The organism is Delftia sp. GW456-R20 (assembly GCF_001622915.1).
In the GTDB taxonomy this organism is placed as follows: domain Bacteria; phylum Pseudomonadota; class Gammaproteobacteria; order Burkholderiales; family Burkholderiaceae_C; genus Comamonas; species Comamonas acidovorans.
Genome location: NZ_LWCN01000004.1, coordinates 377062 through 393077 on the forward strand (window position 1 = coordinate 377062; position 16016 = coordinate 393077).

Here is a 16016-nt window from a genome sequence, read left to right on the forward strand (position 1 = left end):
TCTCGACAGGGCTGCGCCACCGGTTCCATGATGGCGGCGGCCTGAACACCGACGGAGCACCGTGAAAACACCCCGCATCTTTCGCGCCCCGATTGCCGACTACACCCAATCACCCCAGTCGGTGGGCGGGCGCTTTCGCAACGTCCATCCCCGCCCCGCCAACGCGCCCCAGCCCGACGCCAAGGTGATGTGGGACTTCTTCTTCAACAAGCCCAAGGACACCGAGCCTGCCGCGCCCCTGCCCGTGCAGCGGCTCACCCCGGCCGACCTGGCCGCCGCGCCCGAGCGCAGCCTGTACCGCCTGGGCCACTCCACGCTGCTGATGAAACTGCGCGGCGGCTGGTGGATCACCGACCCGGTGTTTGCCGAGCGCGCCTCGCCCTTTTCCTTCATCGGCCCCAAGCGCTTTCATGCGCCGCCCATCGCCCTGCATGAACTGCCTGCGCTGCGCGGCGTGGTGCTCTCGCACGACCACTACGACCATCTGGACCGTGCCACCATCCGCGCCCTGGCGCCCCGGGTCGACTTCTTCCTGTGCACGCTGGGCGTGGGCGACCGGCTCATGGACTGGGGCGTGGCCCCCGAGAAGGTGCGCCAGTTCGACTGGTGGCAGGACGTGCAGGTGGACGGCCTGCGCTTCACGGCCACGCCGGCCCAGCATTTCTCGGGCCGGGGCCTGCGCGACGGCAACCGCACGCTGTGGGCGTCCTGGGTCATCGAGGACCTGGCAAGCGCCGACACGCTGCGTGTCTTCTTCAGCGGCGACGGCGGCTATTTCGACGGCTTTGCGGAAATCGGCCGGCGCTTCGGCCCCTTCGACCTCACGCTGATGGAAACCGGCGCCTACGACCCGCACTGGCCCTATGTGCACATGCACCCGGCCCAGACCGTGCAGGCGCACCGCGACCTGGGCGGACGCTGGCTGCTGCCCATTCACAACGGCACCTTCAGCCTGGCCATGCATGCCTGGTGGGACCCCTTCGAGCGCGTGCTGGCCCTGGGTGCCGAGCACGGCATTGCCGTGGCCACCCCCATGATGGGCGAGCGCGTGGACCTGGATGCCCCCCATGCAGGCGAGCGCTGGTGGCGTGCCCTGGTATCCCCTGCCGTGCAGGACGCAGCCGCATCAGCGCCACAGGCCCAGCCGCGATAAATCCGTTTTTGCTGCATTGCGTCATCGGCCTACGCGGGCCGGCATCCATCTGGATAAAGTGAACCCAGCTTCAGGAGTGCACATGGCAAATCGCAAAAATCCCCGGGCCGCCCTGGTCGCCCGCCAGGCCACCGACCTGGCCGTCGCAGCGCCCCAGGTCGTGGCCCATCGCCTCACCCGCATGGCCATGGCAGGCGCCAATCCCTCCGCGCGGGACCGGCGTGAATTCACACGCATGGTGTCCGAGAAACAGACAGCCTTCCAGCAATCCTGGACGGCGATGGGCATGCAGTCCATGGTTGCCAGCCAGGCCTTGATGCAGGCCTGGATGCGCATGTGTTGGACACCCTGGAGCACCTCCACCTGGAACGGCGGAGCCCTGGCATCGCAGGCCTCGCAATGGCAAAACGCCATGTGGGGCGTGGTGGGCAAGGGCCTGGCCCCCGTGCACCGCACGGCGGTGGCCAATGCCAAGCGCCTGGCGCGCGGCTGATCCACCCATATCAAGCCCGCTCCATTCACCGGAGCGCGGCCGCGCGGCAGTGCCGATGCGAGGGCGAGGTTCGGGTATCCTCGCGGCCTTCGTTCCGTTTTGCTGCGCTGCCGCATTTCCAGGCATGGACTCCATGCAGAGACTGAAAACACAGCCGCGGCAGGCGGATTGCCCCTTTCTGCCATCGCTTTGCCAGTCTTCCCCGGAGTTCTCTGATGACACACAAGGCCCCGCCAGCCGGCCAGGGCCTGCACGGTCAAGACGACCTGCAGCGCAATCTCACCAACCGCCATATCCAGCTCATCGCCATCGGCGGGGCCATAGGCACGGGCCTGTTCATGGGCTCGGGCAAGACCATCAGCCTGGCCGGCCCGTCCATCATCTTTGTCTACACCATCATCGGCGTGATGCTGTTCTTCGTGATGCGGGCCATGGGCGAGCTGCTGCTGTCCAACCTGCAGTACCGCTCCTTCATCGACTTCTCGTCCGACCTGCTCGGCCCCTGGGCCGGCTTCTTCACGGGCTGGACCTATTGGTTCTGCTGGATCGTCACGGGCATTGCCGATGTGATTGCCATATCGGCCTACTCCCAGTTCTGGTTCCCGGAGCTGCCGCAGTGGGCACCGGCCATCGCCTGCGTGGGCCTGCTGCTGGGCCTGAACCTGCTGACGGTGAAGCTGTTCGGCGAGATCGAGTTCTGGTTCGCCATGATCAAGATCGTGGCCATCGTGGCCCTGGTGGGTACGGGGCTGTACATGGTGGGTGCCGCCTTCGTCTCGCCTGCGGGCCGCACGGCCAGCCTGTCCAACCTCTGGAATGACGGCGGCATGTTCCCCAACGGGATGATGGGTTTCTTCGCGGGCTTCCAGATCGCGGTGTTCGCCTTCGTGGGCATCGAGCTGGTGGGCACCACCGCGGCCGAGGCCAAGGACCCCGAGCGCACGCTGCCGCGCGCCATCAATTCGATTCCCGTGCGCATCATCGTGTTCTACGTGCTTGCCCTGATCGCCATCATGGCCGTCACCCCCTGGCGCGACGTGGTGCCCGGCAAGAGCCCGTTCGTGGAGCTGTTCGTGCTGGCGGGCCTGCCGGCCGCCGCAGGCGTGATCAATTTCGTGGTGCTGACCTCGGCCGCCTCGTCGGCCAACAGCGGCGTGTTCTCCACCAGCCGCATGCTTTACGGCCTGGCGCTCAAGGGCGATGCGCCCCGGGCCTTCCACCGGCTGTCGCGCAGCAGCGTGCCCTCGCGGGGGCTGCTGTTTTCCTGCACCTGCCTGCTGGCCGGCGCGTTTCTGATGTGGGTGGTGCCCGATCTGGTGGAAGCCTTCACGCTGGTGACCACGGTCTCTGCCATCCTGTTCATGTTCGTGTGGTCGCTGATCCTGCTGTCGTACATGGCCTACCGGCGCCAGCGCGCGGCCCTGCATGAGGCTTCGCGCTACAAGATGCCCGGCGGCGTGGCCATGTGCTGGGTCTGCCTGGTGTTCTTTGCCGCCATCCTGGGCCTGCTCACCCTGCAGGCCGACACGCGCCAGGCGCTGGTGGTGACGCCGGCCTGGTTTGCCCTGTTGGCCATCGCCTACCAGTTCGTGCGCCGCCAGGCATCGCGCCAGTCGGCGGAGCGCTCCACCACCCTTGCAGGCACGGCAGCCGAACCGCGCTGACCCTCTCCCGGCCGCCCCCCTGCGCATGGGGGCGGCCATTGCAGGAGGCCTTTGGCGCCCGCGCTCCCTCTGCGCACCCCCTTCAGCGCCTCCCTCAGCGCCTCCGCTGCCCCTCTTGCTGCGCACCAAACTTGTGCACAGCATCTTTGGCCTGTCCAGCAGTTAGATAACGAGTGAACAAAAATACAACTGTCTTTACGCCAACAAAAAGATGTGGATACAAATCGTTATCATTCGCACCTTGATTTTTAACCAAACCGGAACTTTACAAAGATGGTCAGAACCTCGGTGCTCCGCCCGCTTCCTCTTTGCGCCGCCCTGGCATGCACAGCCATGGCCCATGCCCAGTCAGCCGAAAACAAGGCCGACACGTCCCTGTCCACCGTGGTGGTGACCGCCTCGGGCACAGCCGTGGACATCAAAGAAGCGCCGGCCAGCATCAGCGTGATCACCCGCGAGGACATCGAGCGCAAGCCCGTCACCAGCATCGGCGAGCTGCTGTCCACCATTCCCGGCGTGACCGGCGGCCTGTCCGGCACGGGCGCCCAGTCCAAGATCAAGCTGCGCGGCCTGCCTGAGAAGTACACGCTGATCCTGGTGGACGGCAAGCGCCAGGGCAACTCGGCCGGCATCAACTACCGCGACGACCTGGGCTCGCAGGATCTGGACTGGATCTCGCCCGAGATGATCGAGCGCATCGAGGTGGTGCGCGGCCCCATGTCCTCGCTGTACGGCTCGGACGCCATGGGCGGCGTGATCAACATCATCACGCGCAAGATCGGCAAGCACTGGAGCGGCTCGACCACGCTGAACTACAGCAAGCCCTCCGACAGCGACCGCGGCGACACGCGCCAGCTGGGCTTCAACATCAGCGGCCCGCTGTCCGACAAGTTCGGCCTGCGCCTGGGCGGCAACTACACGGACCGCGCAGCCGACGAGAGCACGGGCGGCTTCCCGGGTACCTACCAATCGACGGCCGGCTCGCGCAAGCAAAACCTCAACGCCCTGCTGAACTGGCAGCTCACGCCCGACCAGGTGATCGGCATCGAGGCCGCGCAAGGCATCCAGCGCGCCACGGGCTCCGACGCGCGCACGGCGTCGGGCGACCAGGTGGTCTATCCCTGGGGCCTGAGCAAGCTGGAGCAGACCAAGTTCGGCCTCAGCCATGACGGCCGCTGGGGCGACCTGACCTCCAAGCTCAACCTCGTGCACAACAAGTACGAGGACAAGGGCGACACCATCGGCAACAACTCCAAGGAAACCACGCTGGACGGCCGCATCGACAAGCCGTTGAAGCTGTGGGGCCTGGACCAGGCCATGACGCTGGGCATGCAGTGGCGCCGCGAGTCGCTGGACAACCGCGACACCATCGGCCTGGCGCCCATCGACTACGCGGGGCACCCGGTCTCGGGCTCGGGCCTGAGCGCCACCACCTGGGCGCTGTTCGGCGAGGACCAGATATTCCTGCGCGACAACCTGGCGCTGACGCTGGGCCTGCGCATGGACCATCACCAGAAATACGGCAACAACTGGAGCCCGCGCGCCTACCTGGTCTACCACCCGGCCTCGGAGTGGACGGTTCGAGGCGGCGTCTCGCGCGGCTTCCGTGCGCCCAACCTGAAGGAAAACTCGGCCAGCGCCGCCACGCAATCCGGGGGCAACGGCTGCCGCAGCCTGGCCGGCATGGGCTGGACCAACACCAGCGTCAACGCCGACGGCACGCGCGGCTGCTACATGGCCGGCAACCCCGACCTGCAGCCCGAGACCAGCACCAACTTCGAGCTGGGCACGAGCTGGGACCGCAATGGCTGGGCGCTGGGTGCCACCTACTTCCACACCAACTTCAAGAACAAGATCGACTATCAGCCGCTGGGCTTCTACAACGGCTTCTGGTGGACCCGCATGGCCAACGCCCAGCGTGCGCGCACGCGCGGCCTGGAAGGCTTCGTGAACGTTCCCCTGGCCAAGGGCCTGACCTGGAACACCAACATCACCAAGATGTTCGAGTCCAAGAACTTGAGCACGGGCGCCTCGCTGCTGGCCGTGCCCGAGCTGTCCATCTACTCGTCGCTGCAATGGCAGATCCGCCAGGGCTGGTCCGCCATGTTCAGCGCCCGCCACGTGGGCAAGGAAGTCGTGACCACGGGCACGGCCACCACCTTCGCCAAGGCCTATACGACCTTTGACGTGTCCATGAACTACAACGTGACCGACACCCTGACCCTGCGCGCCGGCATCATCAACCTGGCCGACAAGGAAACCCGCACCATCGGCGCCAACTACGACAACGGCGGCCGTACCTACTTCGTGGGGATGACGGCGCGGTTCTGATGGCGCGGTTCTGATGGCCCGTTGCCGGCCCTTGCGCTGACCCAGACAAAGCGCCCGTTGTGACGGGCGCTTTTTTCATGGCGAGGAGCAAAGCCTCACTCCCAGACACCGCCCTGCGCAGGGGGCTTGCGCGTCAGCAATTCCTCGTCTGTCAAGGGCCGGCCTGTCCAGACATTCACCTTCGAGGCGCCGGCCGCGTTGGCCAGCTCGCGCAAGGCCCTCAGTTCCACCTGGGTGAATCCGCCCTCGGGGTCGCCCAGCGGATGGATGACGATGTGCGGGGAGGCCGCCAGCCAGGCACGCCGATGCATGCGCCTGAGCTGGTACTTCAGAAGCTGCTCGGCCAGGATGAAGTCCGATATCAGCGAACGCGGGTGGGCGAAGGGATTGACGACTTCGGCAGGCTCCGATGCAGCCGCGAGCCTGGCCTGCGGGCCGGCCGCGAGAATCCGGCGTCGGGGCGGCGGACTCAGGGCCAGCTCGGGAACCTCCGACAGGGTCTGCCCGGTCTTCGGATCCTTCAGCGTCAGGCGCTCGGGAGAAATCTGTACGTAGATGAGTGATACGAAGGCAGAGAGCATGGATATCCATCAATCGATTTTCTGAACCACGGTCTGGCCCGGCAGCAAGGCCCGGCCATCACCGTCACGCGGCAGCATGGGCGCGACAGGCTGGCCGGTCTGGCGGTCCAGCAGCAGCGAATGCGCCTCGCCCGGCGCGAACAGATGGCCTTCGCCCCATTGCCGCAACGCCACGATCACCGGGAACAGCTCCAGTCCCTGGGCCGTGAGCACGTATTCCAGGTAGGCCGAGCCTTCGGCGGCCGGTCGGGTTTCGAGGATGCCGGCCTCCACCAGCCGGCGCAGCCGGTCGGCCAGGATATTGCGGGCCGCGCCCAGGCTTCGCTGGAAATCGCCAAAGCGGCTGATGCCGTCAAAGGCATCGCGCACGATGAGCAGCGACCAGCGGTCGCCGATCACATCCAGGGAGCGGGCCACCGGACAGGGCTGCGGTGTGTCAGGGCGGATGTCTTCTTTCATGGCGTCATTTTGGTTGCATTTCAAAACTGGTTCAACTAGCATCCAACTAGTTTTGTTTTGCAACTGGATTCAACCCATGAACGCCTTCCCAGCCTCGGACACGGTCCGCATGCCGCGCAGCCTGGTGCTGCTGTTCGCCGCTGCCAGCGGCCTGAGCGTGGCCAATGTCTACTACGCCCAGCCGCTGCTGGAGGCGCTGGCGGCCGACTTCGGCATCAGCCATGCGGCCGTGGGCGGCGTGGTCACCGCCACGCAGGCCGGCTGCGCGCTGGCGCTGGTACTGCTGGTGCCGCTGGGCGACCGGCTGGAGCGGCGGCGGCTCATGCTTTTGCAGTTGCTGGGCCTGGTGCTGGCCCTGGCGGCCGTCAGCACCGCGCGTTCGGCCGTTCTGCTGCTGGCAGGCATGCTGGCCGTGGGCCTGCTGGGCACGGCCATGACGCAGGGGCTGATCGCCTATGCGGCCAGCGCCAGCCAGGCGCATGAGCGCGGGCGCGTGGTGGGCGCGGCCCAGGGCGGGGTTTTCATCGGCCTGCTTTTGGCGCGCGTGTTTGCCGGCGCCGTGGGTGACCTGGCTGGCTGGCGTGGCGTCTATGCCTGCTCGGCCCTGTTGATGCTGGCCCTGGCCTGGCTCCTGTGGCGGCAGCTGCCCCGGCTGGCGGTGCCCTTGCATGCACCCAGCTACACGCAGCTGCTCGCCTCCATGCTCCAGCTGCTGCGCCAGGACCGCATGCTGCGCACACGCGGCATGCTGGCCCTGCTGATGTTTGCCACCTTCAATATCTTCTGGAGCGCCCTGGTTCTGCCGCTGAGCGCACCGCCCTACAGCCTGTCGCTCACGGCCATCGGCGCCTTTGGCCTGGCGGGCGTGGTGGGCGCACTGGCAGCAGCCCGTGCCGGCCACTGGGCCGACCAGGGTTTCGCGCAGCGCACCAGCCTGGGCGCGCTGGTGATCCTGCTGCTGGCCTGGGTACCGATTGCGCTGCTGGAGCAGTCGCTGTGGGCGCTGGTTGCCGGCATCGTGCTGCTGGACCTGGGCGGCCAGGCCCTGCATGTGACCAACCAGAGCCTGATCTTTCGCAGCAACCCGCAGGCGCACAGCCGGCTGGTGGGCCTGTACATGCTGTTCTATGCCGTGGGCAGCGGGCTGGGGGCGCTGATTGCCACCAACGCCTACGCGCGGTTTGGCTGGCACGGCGTCTGCGTGGCGGGGGCGGCGTTCAGCCTGGCGGCCCTGGTGTTCTGGGCCATGACACGGGAAGCGGCTGCCCAGGCCAGCGTTCCCGCCTAGACCCGGCTCACCAACTCCGAAGGCACCCGCCCCAATGCCTTGCGGAACATGGTGGAAAACGCGCTGGGGCTGTCATAGCCCAGGTCCAGCGCCACCTGCGTGACCGATGCGCCCGCAGACAGCCGCGACACCGCCGCCAGCAGGCAGGCCTGCTGGCGCCAGGCGCCAAAGGCCATGCCTGTGTGCTGCTGGAAAAACCGGCTGAAGGTGCGCAGGCTCTTGTTCAGCGCCTGTGCCCAGTCCTGCGGCGTGGCGCGGATGCTGGGCTGGGCCAGGAACTGCTTGCACAGGGCGGCCAGCTTTTCGTCGCGGGGAATGGGCGCGAACAGCGGCAGGCTGCAGGCCGAGGCCAGCTCGTGCAGCACCAGCGTGACCAGGGCGCCGTCGCGGCCCGCTTCATCGTACAGCGCCGGCAGGTCGGCGCAGGACAGCAGCAGCTGGTGCAGCAGCGGGGTGACGACCAGGGCCTCGCAGTGCACACCCGGGCGAGGCGCAGCAGCCGGTTCGATGTACAGGCTGCGCGTGCTCACGCCCTGCATGCGCACGCTGTGCGGCTTGCTGGCCGGAATCCACACGCCGCTGTAGGGCGGGATGGTCCAGGCGCCGTCGTCGGTTTCCACTTCCATCAGCCCGCTCATTCCGTAGAGAAACTGGGCACGCCGGTGGCTGTGCGTGGGCAGCAGCGTGCCAGGCGTGTAGTCGGTGCCAATAGCCAGCACATCGCGCGCCACGGCGTCCACGGAATGCAGCGGGATGTTGAGCATGGGAATGTCCGGAAAACAGCCAACAGGCTTTGGCAGGAATTCGAGGATTATTGACCTATCCGCGAAAGCAGGCCAAACCGCGGCATCCTAAGGTTCAGTCCTTGCTCGTTTTTTCCAAAGGACTGTCTGTGTTCCCTCTCCTGCTGCTGGCTTTCGGTGTGCTTGCCGGCGTGACCACCGTGCTCTTCGGCTTTGGCGGCGGCTTCGTGGCCGTTCCGCTGCTTTATGCGCTGCTGACCTCCATCCACGGCGCGGACTCCGCCATTGGCCAGGCTGCCATGCACATTGCCGTGGCCACCTCCACCTGCGTGATGATTTTTGGCGCCTCCATGGCCACGCTGCGCCAGCACCGCGCGGGCGCCCTGCCGTGGGATCAGGTGTGGCCACTGGCTGGCTTCATCGCGGCCGGTGCCGTGGCGGGCGCGGCGGCCGCCACCTGGATCAGCGGGGAATGGGTGCGCTGGGCCTTCATCGCCTACCTGGCCCTGACCATCGCCGACGCGCTGCTGCGCCCAGGCTTCGTGCACGGCACCGCCGCCGGCATGGAGCCCATGGGCCGGCAGGCCGCCGCCACGGCGGGCCTGGCCATTGGTGCGATCGCGGCCTTCCTGGGTGTGGGCGGCAGCGTGATGACCGTGCCGCTGATGCGCCGGCGCGGCGCCAGCATGGCGGCCGCCACGGCCATGGCCAGCCCGCTGTCCCTGCCCATGGCCGTGGCGGGCACCGCCGCCTACATGCTGGCATCGCAGGGCGCGGGGCTGGGCCCCTGGCATGTGGGCTATGTGGACCTGCAGGCCTTTGCGCTGCTGACGGCTGGATCGTGGACGGGCATCAGGCTGGCGGCACCGCTGATCGGCCGCATTCCCGATGCCCTGCATGCCAAGGCCTACCTGGCCCTGCTGGGCCTGGTGCTGCTGGTCATGATCGTGGCCTGAGCGCTGCGCTCAACCCTCCTGGAAGATCGCCTCGATCCGGGTCTCGAACACCCGGGCAATGGCGAATGCCAGCGGCAGGCTGGGGTCGTAGCGGCCCGTCTCTATGGCATTGACGGTCTGGCGCGACACGCCCAGCAGGTCCGCCAGCGCAGCCTGGCTCCAGCCGCGCTCGGCGCGCAGTTCACGGATGGTGTTTTTCATCGCAGGGCCGCCCCAAGATGAAAAGCAAGGGTAGCGTGGGGGTCATTTTTCATCGGTGGGCCACCTTGGCGAAGCGGCTCATCGGCTGCGCAGCCAGTGGGCCACCGAGGCAGCCACCCAGAGCGCACCCATCAAGGGCCACACCATGAACATGCTGAGCTTGGGAAAACCTGCCATTTCCAGGAATCCGTAGGTGAAGGTGATGCCGGCCGTGCCCGCCGCCGCAATCGCCAGCTGCTCCAGCATGGACTTGCGCAGGAACTCGTCGGTATCGCGCACCAGGCGCACGATGGCCCGCACGGCCAGCGCAAACGCCAGCATGGGGCTCAGCAGCAGCGCTGTGCGCAGGGCCCCGGCCTGCATGTCGGCGCTGAGCAAAAGCGCCCCCACAAGCAGCGCCATGTAGAGCAGCAGCGCAAATCCCAGCTCCTTCTGGTAGCGGCGGTTGGTGACGGTTGTTTGATTCATGGAAATCTCTCGCAATGTGTAAAGGATGCTTGACATTGTGCAATGCCACCCGCGGGCATGTCAAGCAAGCTTTACATCGGTACTGAACGCCCCGCCGTACAATCGCCGCCGTTGGTGCCAGCAGCCCCAGGGGCTGCGGTTAAACGGGAAACATGGGGCGGCCAGATAAAGCCGCCCGCATGTACTGCCCCCGCAACAGTGAGTGAAACGCCGCGTGCATGGCACCGGCCCCCGCCAAACCCGTGCCACTGGGCGTACAGCCCGGGAAGGCCTTGGCGAGTGCGTCACCAGTCTGGATACCGGCCAACAGGCGGCCGGCCGCGCATGCAGCGCAGCCGGTCTTTGTGGTTTCCGTGCCGGCGGGGTCGCTGGCGCGCAACTGGCTCGCATCCATGCACACCCTCGCCCTCGCGCGCGCCCCTGGCGCCGCTCTTCGTTCGCCCTCGGCGTTCCCCGTACTGCGCACGTTGTCCGCCCTGGCTGCGGCCTCGCTGCTGGCCTGCCAGGCCCAAGCGCAGGTACAACAGGCACAACAGGCACAACAGGCGCAGCGCGCACAGACCTCCCAGCTCGATACGGTGGTCGTCACCGCCTCGCGCAGCGAGCAGTCCCTGCGCACCGTCACGGCCGACATGACCGTGATCGACGCCGAGACCATTGCCCGCAGCGGCGCCACGGGCGTGGCCGACCTGCTGGTGCAGGTGCCGGGCGTGCAGATCAACCGCAATGGCGGGCCGGGCCAGGTCACCTCGGTCTACCTGCGCGGCACCAGCAACCAGCACACTGCCGTGTTCATCGACGGCGTGCGCTACAGCTCGCAGGAGCTGCAGGGCGGCGCGGTCTGGTCCACCCTGCCGCTGGCGCAGATCGAGCGCATCGAAGTGCTGCGCGGCCCGGCCGCCGCCATCTATGGCTCAGACGCATTGGGCGGCGTGATCCAGATTTTCACCAAGCGGGCGGACGGCCAGACCCGCGCCTATGCCGAGGCCGGCATAGGCAACCAGGGCACCAGCAAGCTGGCCACGGGATTTCAGGGCGGTGCCAACGGCTTCACCTATGGGCTGAACCTGGCGGACGAGCGCAGTGACGGCTTCGACGTCTACCCCGGCAACACCTTCTCGCCCAACCCGGACAAGGATGGCTACAGCAACACCTCGCTGGGCCTGAACGCGGGCTACAAAACGGGCATCCACCAGATCGATGCCAGCCTGCTGCACAGCCGCCTGCGCACCCACTACGACCAGAGCCCGCCGCCTTTCGACGACTACGACGTGGTCAAGAACACCACCGGCAGCCTGCGCTGGCAGGCCGGCTGGAACGCCATCTACAAGAGCGTGGTCCAGATCTCCCATACCGACAGCCAAAGCGACCGCCACACCCAGTCGCCCGAAAGCGCCAAGGGCCGCTCCACCAACTACCTGCTGCAGAACCTGTTCACGCTGGGCCAGCACCGTTTCAACATCGACCTGGAGCGCCGCGAGGACAAGCTGGACACGCAATACGCCTGGACGCAGAACACCGACAGCCGGCGCGTGCAGAACTCCCTGTCGGCCGGCTGGCGCCTGACGGAGGGGCGCCACCAGTTCGACGCCAACCTGCGCCACGACCAGGTGCGCGACCAGCAGAACAAGACCACGGGCGGCCTGGGCTACGGCCTGCAGATCGACGAGCGCTGGCGCTGGGTGGCATCGGCCGGCACGGCCTTTAGAACCCCCACGCTGTACGAGCGCTTCACGGGCCAGGCGGCGGCCGACCTCAAGCCCGAAAGCAGCACCAACGTGGAAACGGGCCTGCACTATGCGGCCGGTGCCAACCGCCTCTCGGCCGTGGTCTACCGCAACAAGTTCAAGAACCTCATCACCTACGACTGGAACAGCGCCCTTCCCTGCAACTGCTACCGCAACTGGCAGAGCGTGGAAATCACCGGCCTGACGCTGGCGGGCAGCACGCGCATGGGCAGCGCCAACCTGGGCGCCTCGCTGGACTTCATGAACCCCGAGAACCTGGAGACCGGCAAGCTGCTGCCCTACCGCTCCAAGCGCATGCTCAAGCTCAACGCCGACACCCAGGCGGCCGGCTGGACGCTGGGCGGCGAAGCGCAGCTGTACAGCGGCCGCTACGCAGACGAGGCGAACACCTTCAAGCTGGGGGGATACGGCGTGGTCAACCTCTACGCCCAGCGCCAGCTGACCAGGCAATGGACGCTGCTGGCCCGTGTCAACAACATCGCCGACCGCGACTACGCCCCCACGCGCGGCTATGCCAACGCAGGCCGCACCGTGTTCGTCAGCGTGCGCTGGACACCTCTGCCCTGACCCCATGCATCTGCTTCTGCACCTGCTTCTGCGCCTGCTTTCGCGCGCGCCCCGCATCCTGCTGCTGACCGCCGCCCTGGCCTGCGCAGGCGGCACGGGCAACGCCTTTGCGCAAAAGGCGGCGGATGGGGGAACGGGCGGGGCAACCACCGCCTACACCGTCACCGACATGCGCGGGCGGCAGGTGCGCCTGGAGCGGGTGCCGCAGCGCATCGTCTCGCTGCTGCCCTCGCTGACCGAATCGCTGTGCGCGCTGGACGCCTGCGAGCGCATCGTGGGCGTGGACGAGTTCTCCAACCACCCGGCCCGCGTGGCCGCCCTGCCCAAGCTGGGCCACACCTTTGCCCCGCTGGTCGAGGCCACCGTGCGGCTCAGGCCCGACGTGGTGCTGATGGCGTATTCCGCACCCGTCATCGCACAGCTGGAGCGCTTCGGCATTCCTGTGCTGGCGCTGGACGCCAACGACATGGCGCAGCTGGAGCAGGTGCTGCACAAGCTCGACGAGTTACTGCAGGTGCAGCGCGCCAACGCCCTGCTGGCGCGCATGCAGGCCGAGGTGGACCAGCAGGCCAAGGCGCTGGCGGCGCTCACGCCCGCCGGGCGGAAGGTGTATTTCGAGGTGGACGCCACGCCTTATGCGGCGGGGCCGGCCTCCTTCATAGGCCAGCTTCTGCAGCGCCTGGGCGCGCGCAATGTGCTGCCGCAGAACCTGGGGCCCTTCCCCCGCATCACGCCCGAATACGTGCTGCGCCAGCAGCCCGAACTCATCATCCACACGCCACAGACGCCATCGGCCAGCTTTGCCACCCGCCCCGGCTGGAGCCGCATGCCCGCCGTGCGCTCGGGCCGCATCTGCGCGCTGGACCTGGTCGAGACGGACGTGGTCTCCCGACCCGGCCCGCGCCTGGGCGAGGCAGCGCGGGCGCTGGCCCGATGCCTTGAGATGCGGGGCGCAGCGCCGCGTTGACTTCCCTTGCCTGATTGACCTGCTTGGTCTGCTTGGCTGATGGCCCTGCCTACTCCAGCACCACGGCCGTGCCGCTGGCAGACACCATCAACATGCCGTTGCCCTGGCCCAGCACTTCGTAATCCAGGTCCACCCCCACCACGGCATTCGCGCCCAATTCCTGGGCGCGTTCCTCCAGCTCCTTGAGCGCAATCTCGCGCGCCCTCTGCAACTCGCGCTCATAGGTGGTTGACCGCCCGCCCACGATGTCGCGCAGCCCGGCAAACAAATCCTTGAACACATTGGCGCCCAAAATCGCCTCGCCCGCGACCACGCCGCAGTAGCGGGTGATTCGGCGGCCTTCGATCTGGGGGGTGGTGGTGATGATCATGAGAAATCCTCGGTGAGTGACGGAGATAAGCCTTGAGCGCCAAGCCGGCCGGCGATCGGTTCAAGGAAGAACTGAACCAGGGCAGTCTGCCATAGGCCTGGAGTATCATCTCGCGCAAAGTGCTGAACACACTTCTTGCTAGCCGGTAAGCCGCTCCCGAAAGCAGTGTTGGAAAAATGCTTGGAGGCCTTATGGCTATTTTCTTTGCGGGCGTTTCAAGGCCCTTCCCCATCTCAATTTCCACTGCGCCACAGCTCTCTGATCTGTACATCGCTTCTTACCCTTTCTCCGCGCCCGGCTCCAAGCCATTTCGCTAAGGAGTCGCCATGTTGTACTTTCAGATGTCGGAAGATGAGTTCAACCAACTGAACCGCGTGCGAGAACAATGGGGACTCATCTCAAGCTTGCTGATTGGCGCTTACCCCAGCAATCCCATGGAGGTTGTCGATTCCAATGAGCTGCTTGCCTTTATCAATGCGCAGATTGAGGCGATGGAGGCAGTTGTGGGGGCGATAAGGCAAAGGGGCGTGATGAAACAGCTGACTGAGGAGAAAATCCTGGCGAAAGCCGTGTGCGAGATCCGTCTTCTCCTGAGCGGATATCTGGGAAGCAACGTGGACGCAGATCCAAGCGTACGGATCGCAGCGCACTTGGCCTATGCCCTGCACAACGATGCATTGGCCGTGCTGGAGGGAAATCGCTTCAGCGCCGACGAAGCGCTGAAGCGGGTGGCGGCCGTGGACTCTCTTCTAGGAGTCGAGGTGGGGAGCGAATTCGTTCGCAGCTTGGAAGCTTAGGGCTGCCTTGCCAGGCCGGTGTAACGCGGGATATTCCATCTGGCGTGATCGCTGCGGCCGTGCGGGGTAGTACGCGCGACCACAGATGAGGGCAAGACCGGCTTTCCTGCCCGGGCCTGTGGTCACCCGGCTCGGCAGCAGGTTCAGGCGGGCGGCCTTCCTTTCATCGGCCTGCATGATCCGGACACCACGCGGCTGCCCGATCAGCCCCATAATCTGGCTTCAAAATTTCACGACACCAATGACACAGTCCCTCAAAGAACTCCTTGCGGCCAAGGCCGCGCTGGACATGGAAATTGCCAAGGCCCGCACCTCGGCGGCCGACGCTGCCCTGTCCAAGGTCCAGAAGCTGGTGACCGATTTCGGGTTCACCCAACAGCAAGTGTTCCCCTACATCCCTGAAAAAACCAGTGCGCCGGCGAAGTATCGCGATCCGGCCACGGGAGCGACGTGGACAGGCCGGGGCAAGCCTCCGAACTGGATCAAGGACCAGGATCGCGAAGACTTCCTCATCGAAAGCAAACCCGAAGCGGCCCAAGGTCCGTTTCTTGCCGAAATGGCGGCAGCGGCAGCTCGCAACTGAAAACGCTGCACACGGCGGCACGCAGGATGCCTTGCGGTGCGGTGGAGTTCCGATGCGAAGGAATCTGTGCCTTCCGAAAAAAAGCCCTCTGAGCATTCAGTGGGCTTTTTTTCCGGCCTGGCGCCGGCAGCGTAGTCACTGCCGGCATCTTTCGAGGGCGTGCATCGCGCTCCGGCAGGGGGACCAGCCGGGCGTTTGCGGCACCGCCAGCGCTCAGGCGTGGCTGACCGGGCAGCTGCCTGCCTTGCCCATGATGCTGTCCGCAGGCGCCTGCGCGCGGTCGTTCAGACCATAGTCGCGCAGCACCTGGGTGACGCGCACGCGATAGTCCTTGAAGATCTTGTCACGGCCGGCGCGCTGGGCGCTGAGGTGGGCTTCCACGTTGCGCCACTGGACGACGGCTTCCTCATCGCGCCAGGTGGTGACGGACATGACTTTCTCGGGGTTGAGCGTGCTCTGGAAGCATTCCACGGAGATGAACCCCTCCATGGGCTTGAGCATGGGGGTGAGCTTGTTGACCAGGTCCACATAGGTCTGGTTCTGGCCGGGCAAGGCCTGCAGTTCGAACAGTACGACAACCATCTTCAACTCTCCTTTTTTTCGGGAACAGAGATTCCGAGGCCGCTCAGCGGCGGCTCCGGCGTGGG

Annotated in this window: 17 protein-coding genes and 1 riboswitch; of the genes, 10 read left to right on the top strand and 7 right to left on the bottom strand. The window is 66.3% G+C overall.

Annotated features, from left to right (window positions below; translation table 11 throughout):
* The first annotated feature begins 61 nt into the window (after nucleotides 1-61).
* The 4 genes from A4F85_RS07285 (at nucleotide 62) to A4F85_RS07300 (ending at nucleotide 5641) form a co-directional block, all read left to right on the top strand.
* Nucleotides 62-1153, top strand: a complete 1092-nt coding sequence (locus tag A4F85_RS07285; RefSeq protein ID WP_063326174.1) for an MBL fold metallo-hydrolase — start codon at nucleotides 62-64, stop codon at nucleotides 1151-1153.
* Nucleotides 1154-1235: 82 nt separating this feature from the next.
* Nucleotides 1236-1646, top strand: a complete 411-nt coding sequence (locus A4F85_RS07290; protein ID WP_034393482.1) for a polyhydroxyalkanoate granule-associated phasin — start codon at nucleotides 1236-1238, stop codon at nucleotides 1644-1646.
* 215 nt (nucleotides 1647-1861) lie between these two features.
* Entirely contained in the window at nucleotides 1862-3310 is a 1449-nt protein-coding gene (gene cycA, locus A4F85_RS07295; protein WP_063326175.1) for a D-serine/D-alanine/glycine transporter, read from the top strand.
* Between the two features lie 333 nt (nucleotides 3311-3643).
* Nucleotides 3644-5641: a TonB-dependent receptor domain-containing protein gene (locus tag A4F85_RS07300; RefSeq protein ID WP_063326176.1), complete on the top strand. Its 1998-nt coding sequence runs from the start codon at nucleotides 3644-3646 to the stop codon at nucleotides 5639-5641.
* A gap of 95 nt (nucleotides 5642-5736) precedes the next feature.
* Here the strand turns inward: A4F85_RS07300 and A4F85_RS07305 are convergent, their stop codons facing one another.
* A complete protein-coding gene (locus tag A4F85_RS07305) occupies nucleotides 5737-6222 on the bottom strand; it encodes a rod shape-determining protein (protein ID WP_034398539.1) in 486 nt (161 codons plus the stop codon).
* Nucleotides 6223-6231: 9 nt separating this feature from the next.
* Nucleotides 6232-6681, bottom strand: coding sequence for a winged helix-turn-helix transcriptional regulator (locus tag A4F85_RS07310; RefSeq protein WP_063327906.1), 450 nt, complete (start codon nucleotides 6679-6681; stop codon nucleotides 6232-6234).
* Nucleotides 6682-6757: 76 nt separating this feature from the next.
* Between A4F85_RS07310 and A4F85_RS07315 the strand changes: the two genes are divergently transcribed.
* Complete coding sequence (locus tag A4F85_RS07315; protein ID WP_063326177.1) at nucleotides 6758-7969, top strand: MFS transporter; 1212 nt, start codon at nucleotides 6758-6760, stop codon at nucleotides 7967-7969.
* Here A4F85_RS07315 and A4F85_RS07320 read toward each other — a convergent pair.
* Nucleotides 7966-8733, bottom strand: coding sequence for an AraC family transcriptional regulator (locus A4F85_RS07320; protein ID WP_063326178.1), 768 nt, complete (start codon nucleotides 8731-8733; stop codon nucleotides 7966-7968). The two genes, A4F85_RS07315 and A4F85_RS07320, sit on opposite strands and share 4 nt — an antisense overlap.
* 128 nt (nucleotides 8734-8861) lie before the next feature.
* On the opposite strand from A4F85_RS07320, the gene A4F85_RS07325 reads away from it, so the two are divergent.
* The gene (locus A4F85_RS07325) at nucleotides 8862-9668 is read left to right on the top strand and encodes a sulfite exporter TauE/SafE family protein (RefSeq protein ID WP_063326179.1); all 807 of its coding nucleotides are present in this window, start codon (nucleotides 8862-8864) and stop codon (nucleotides 9666-9668) included.
* Between the two features lie 9 nt (nucleotides 9669-9677).
* On the opposite strand, the gene A4F85_RS07330 is transcribed toward A4F85_RS07325, so the two are convergent.
* Together A4F85_RS07330 and A4F85_RS07335 are read right to left on the bottom strand one after the other, a co-directional pair.
* The gene (locus A4F85_RS07330) at nucleotides 9678-9869 is read right to left on the bottom strand and encodes a helix-turn-helix transcriptional regulator (protein WP_013802457.1); all 192 of its coding nucleotides are present in this window, start codon (nucleotides 9867-9869) and stop codon (nucleotides 9678-9680) included.
* 78 nt (nucleotides 9870-9947) lie between these two features.
* Nucleotides 9948-10337: a hypothetical protein gene (locus tag A4F85_RS07335; RefSeq protein WP_012205557.1), complete on the bottom strand. Its 390-nt coding sequence runs from the start codon at nucleotides 10335-10337 to the stop codon at nucleotides 9948-9950.
* Nucleotides 10338-10433: 96 nt separating this feature from the next.
* Nucleotides 10434-10659, top strand: a riboswitch (cobalamin riboswitch).
* A gap of 70 nt (nucleotides 10660-10729) precedes the next feature.
* Between A4F85_RS07335 and A4F85_RS07340 the strand changes: the two genes are divergently transcribed.
* Complete coding sequence (locus A4F85_RS07340) at nucleotides 10730-12652, top strand: TonB-dependent receptor domain-containing protein (protein ID WP_063327907.1); 1923 nt, start codon at nucleotides 10730-10732, stop codon at nucleotides 12650-12652.
* A gap of 16 nt (nucleotides 12653-12668) precedes the next feature.
* Nucleotides 12669-13619, top strand: coding sequence for an ABC transporter substrate-binding protein (locus A4F85_RS07345; protein WP_063327908.1), 951 nt, complete (start codon nucleotides 12669-12671; stop codon nucleotides 13617-13619).
* A gap of 49 nt (nucleotides 13620-13668) precedes the next feature.
* Here the strand turns inward: A4F85_RS07345 and A4F85_RS07350 are convergent, their stop codons facing one another.
* Complete coding sequence (locus A4F85_RS07350; RefSeq protein WP_063326180.1) at nucleotides 13669-13989, bottom strand: heavy metal-binding domain-containing protein; 321 nt, start codon at nucleotides 13987-13989, stop codon at nucleotides 13669-13671.
* Nucleotides 13990-14315: 326 nt separating this feature from the next.
* Here A4F85_RS07350 and A4F85_RS31050 point away from each other — a divergent pair, with 326 nt between their 5' ends.
* Nucleotides 14316-14786: a hypothetical protein gene (locus tag A4F85_RS31050; RefSeq protein WP_231890487.1), complete on the top strand. Its 471-nt coding sequence runs from the start codon at nucleotides 14316-14318 to the stop codon at nucleotides 14784-14786.
* A 241-nt stretch (nucleotides 14787-15027) separates the two neighbouring features.
* On the top strand, nucleotides 15028-15369 hold the full coding sequence (locus A4F85_RS07365) for an H-NS histone family protein (protein WP_013802462.1): 342 nt from the start codon (nucleotides 15028-15030) through the stop codon (nucleotides 15367-15369).
* A gap of 213 nt (nucleotides 15370-15582) precedes the next feature.
* Here the strand turns inward: A4F85_RS07365 and A4F85_RS07370 are convergent, their stop codons facing one another.
* The gene (locus A4F85_RS07370; protein ID WP_012205544.1) at nucleotides 15583-15951 is read right to left on the bottom strand and encodes an antibiotic biosynthesis monooxygenase family protein; all 369 of its coding nucleotides are present in this window, start codon (nucleotides 15949-15951) and stop codon (nucleotides 15583-15585) included.
* Nucleotides 15952-16016 lie beyond the last annotated feature (65 nt).

Excerpts from the sequence above, each read along its gene's own strand:
- A4F85_RS07290 (WP_034393482.1), top strand. The coding sequence starts at position 1,236 with ATGGCAAATCGCAAAAATCCCCGGGCCGCCCTGGTCGCCCGCCAGGCC.
- A4F85_RS07305 (WP_034398539.1), bottom strand. The coding sequence starts at position 6,222 with ATGCTCTCTGCCTTCGTATCACTCATCTACGTACAGATTTCTCCCGAG.
- A4F85_RS07310 (WP_063327906.1), bottom strand. The coding sequence starts at position 6,681 with ATGAAAGAAGACATCCGCCCTGACACACCGCAGCCCTGTCCGGTGGCC.
- A4F85_RS07335 (WP_012205557.1), bottom strand. The coding sequence starts at position 10,337 with ATGAATCAAACAACCGTCACCAACCGCCGCTACCAGAAGGAGCTGGGA.
- A4F85_RS07340 (WP_063327907.1), top strand. The coding sequence starts at position 10,730 with ATGCACACCCTCGCCCTCGCGCGCGCCCCTGGCGCCGCTCTTCGTTCG.
- A4F85_RS07300 (WP_063326176.1), top strand. The coding sequence starts at position 3,644 with ATGGCCCATGCCCAGTCAGCCGAAAACAAGGCCGACACGTCCCTGTCC.
- A4F85_RS07370 (WP_012205544.1), bottom strand. The coding sequence starts at position 15,951 with ATGGTTGTCGTACTGTTCGAACTGCAGGCCTTGCCCGGCCAGAACCAG.
- A4F85_RS07365 (WP_013802462.1), top strand. The coding sequence starts at position 15,028 with ATGACACAGTCCCTCAAAGAACTCCTTGCGGCCAAGGCCGCGCTGGAC.
- A4F85_RS07320 (WP_063326178.1), bottom strand. The coding sequence starts at position 8,733 with ATGCTCAACATCCCGCTGCATTCCGTGGACGCCGTGGCGCGCGATGTG.
- A4F85_RS07330 (WP_013802457.1), bottom strand. The coding sequence starts at position 9,869 with ATGAAAAACACCATCCGTGAACTGCGCGCCGAGCGCGGCTGGAGCCAG.
- A4F85_RS07315 (WP_063326177.1), top strand. The coding sequence starts at position 6,758 with ATGAACGCCTTCCCAGCCTCGGACACGGTCCGCATGCCGCGCAGCCTG.
- A4F85_RS31050 (WP_231890487.1), top strand. The coding sequence starts at position 14,316 with ATGTTGTACTTTCAGATGTCGGAAGATGAGTTCAACCAACTGAACCGC.
- A4F85_RS07350 (WP_063326180.1), bottom strand. The coding sequence starts at position 13,989 with ATGATCATCACCACCACCCCCCAGATCGAAGGCCGCCGAATCACCCGC.
- cycA (WP_063326175.1), top strand. The coding sequence starts at position 1,862 with ATGACACACAAGGCCCCGCCAGCCGGCCAGGGCCTGCACGGTCAAGAC.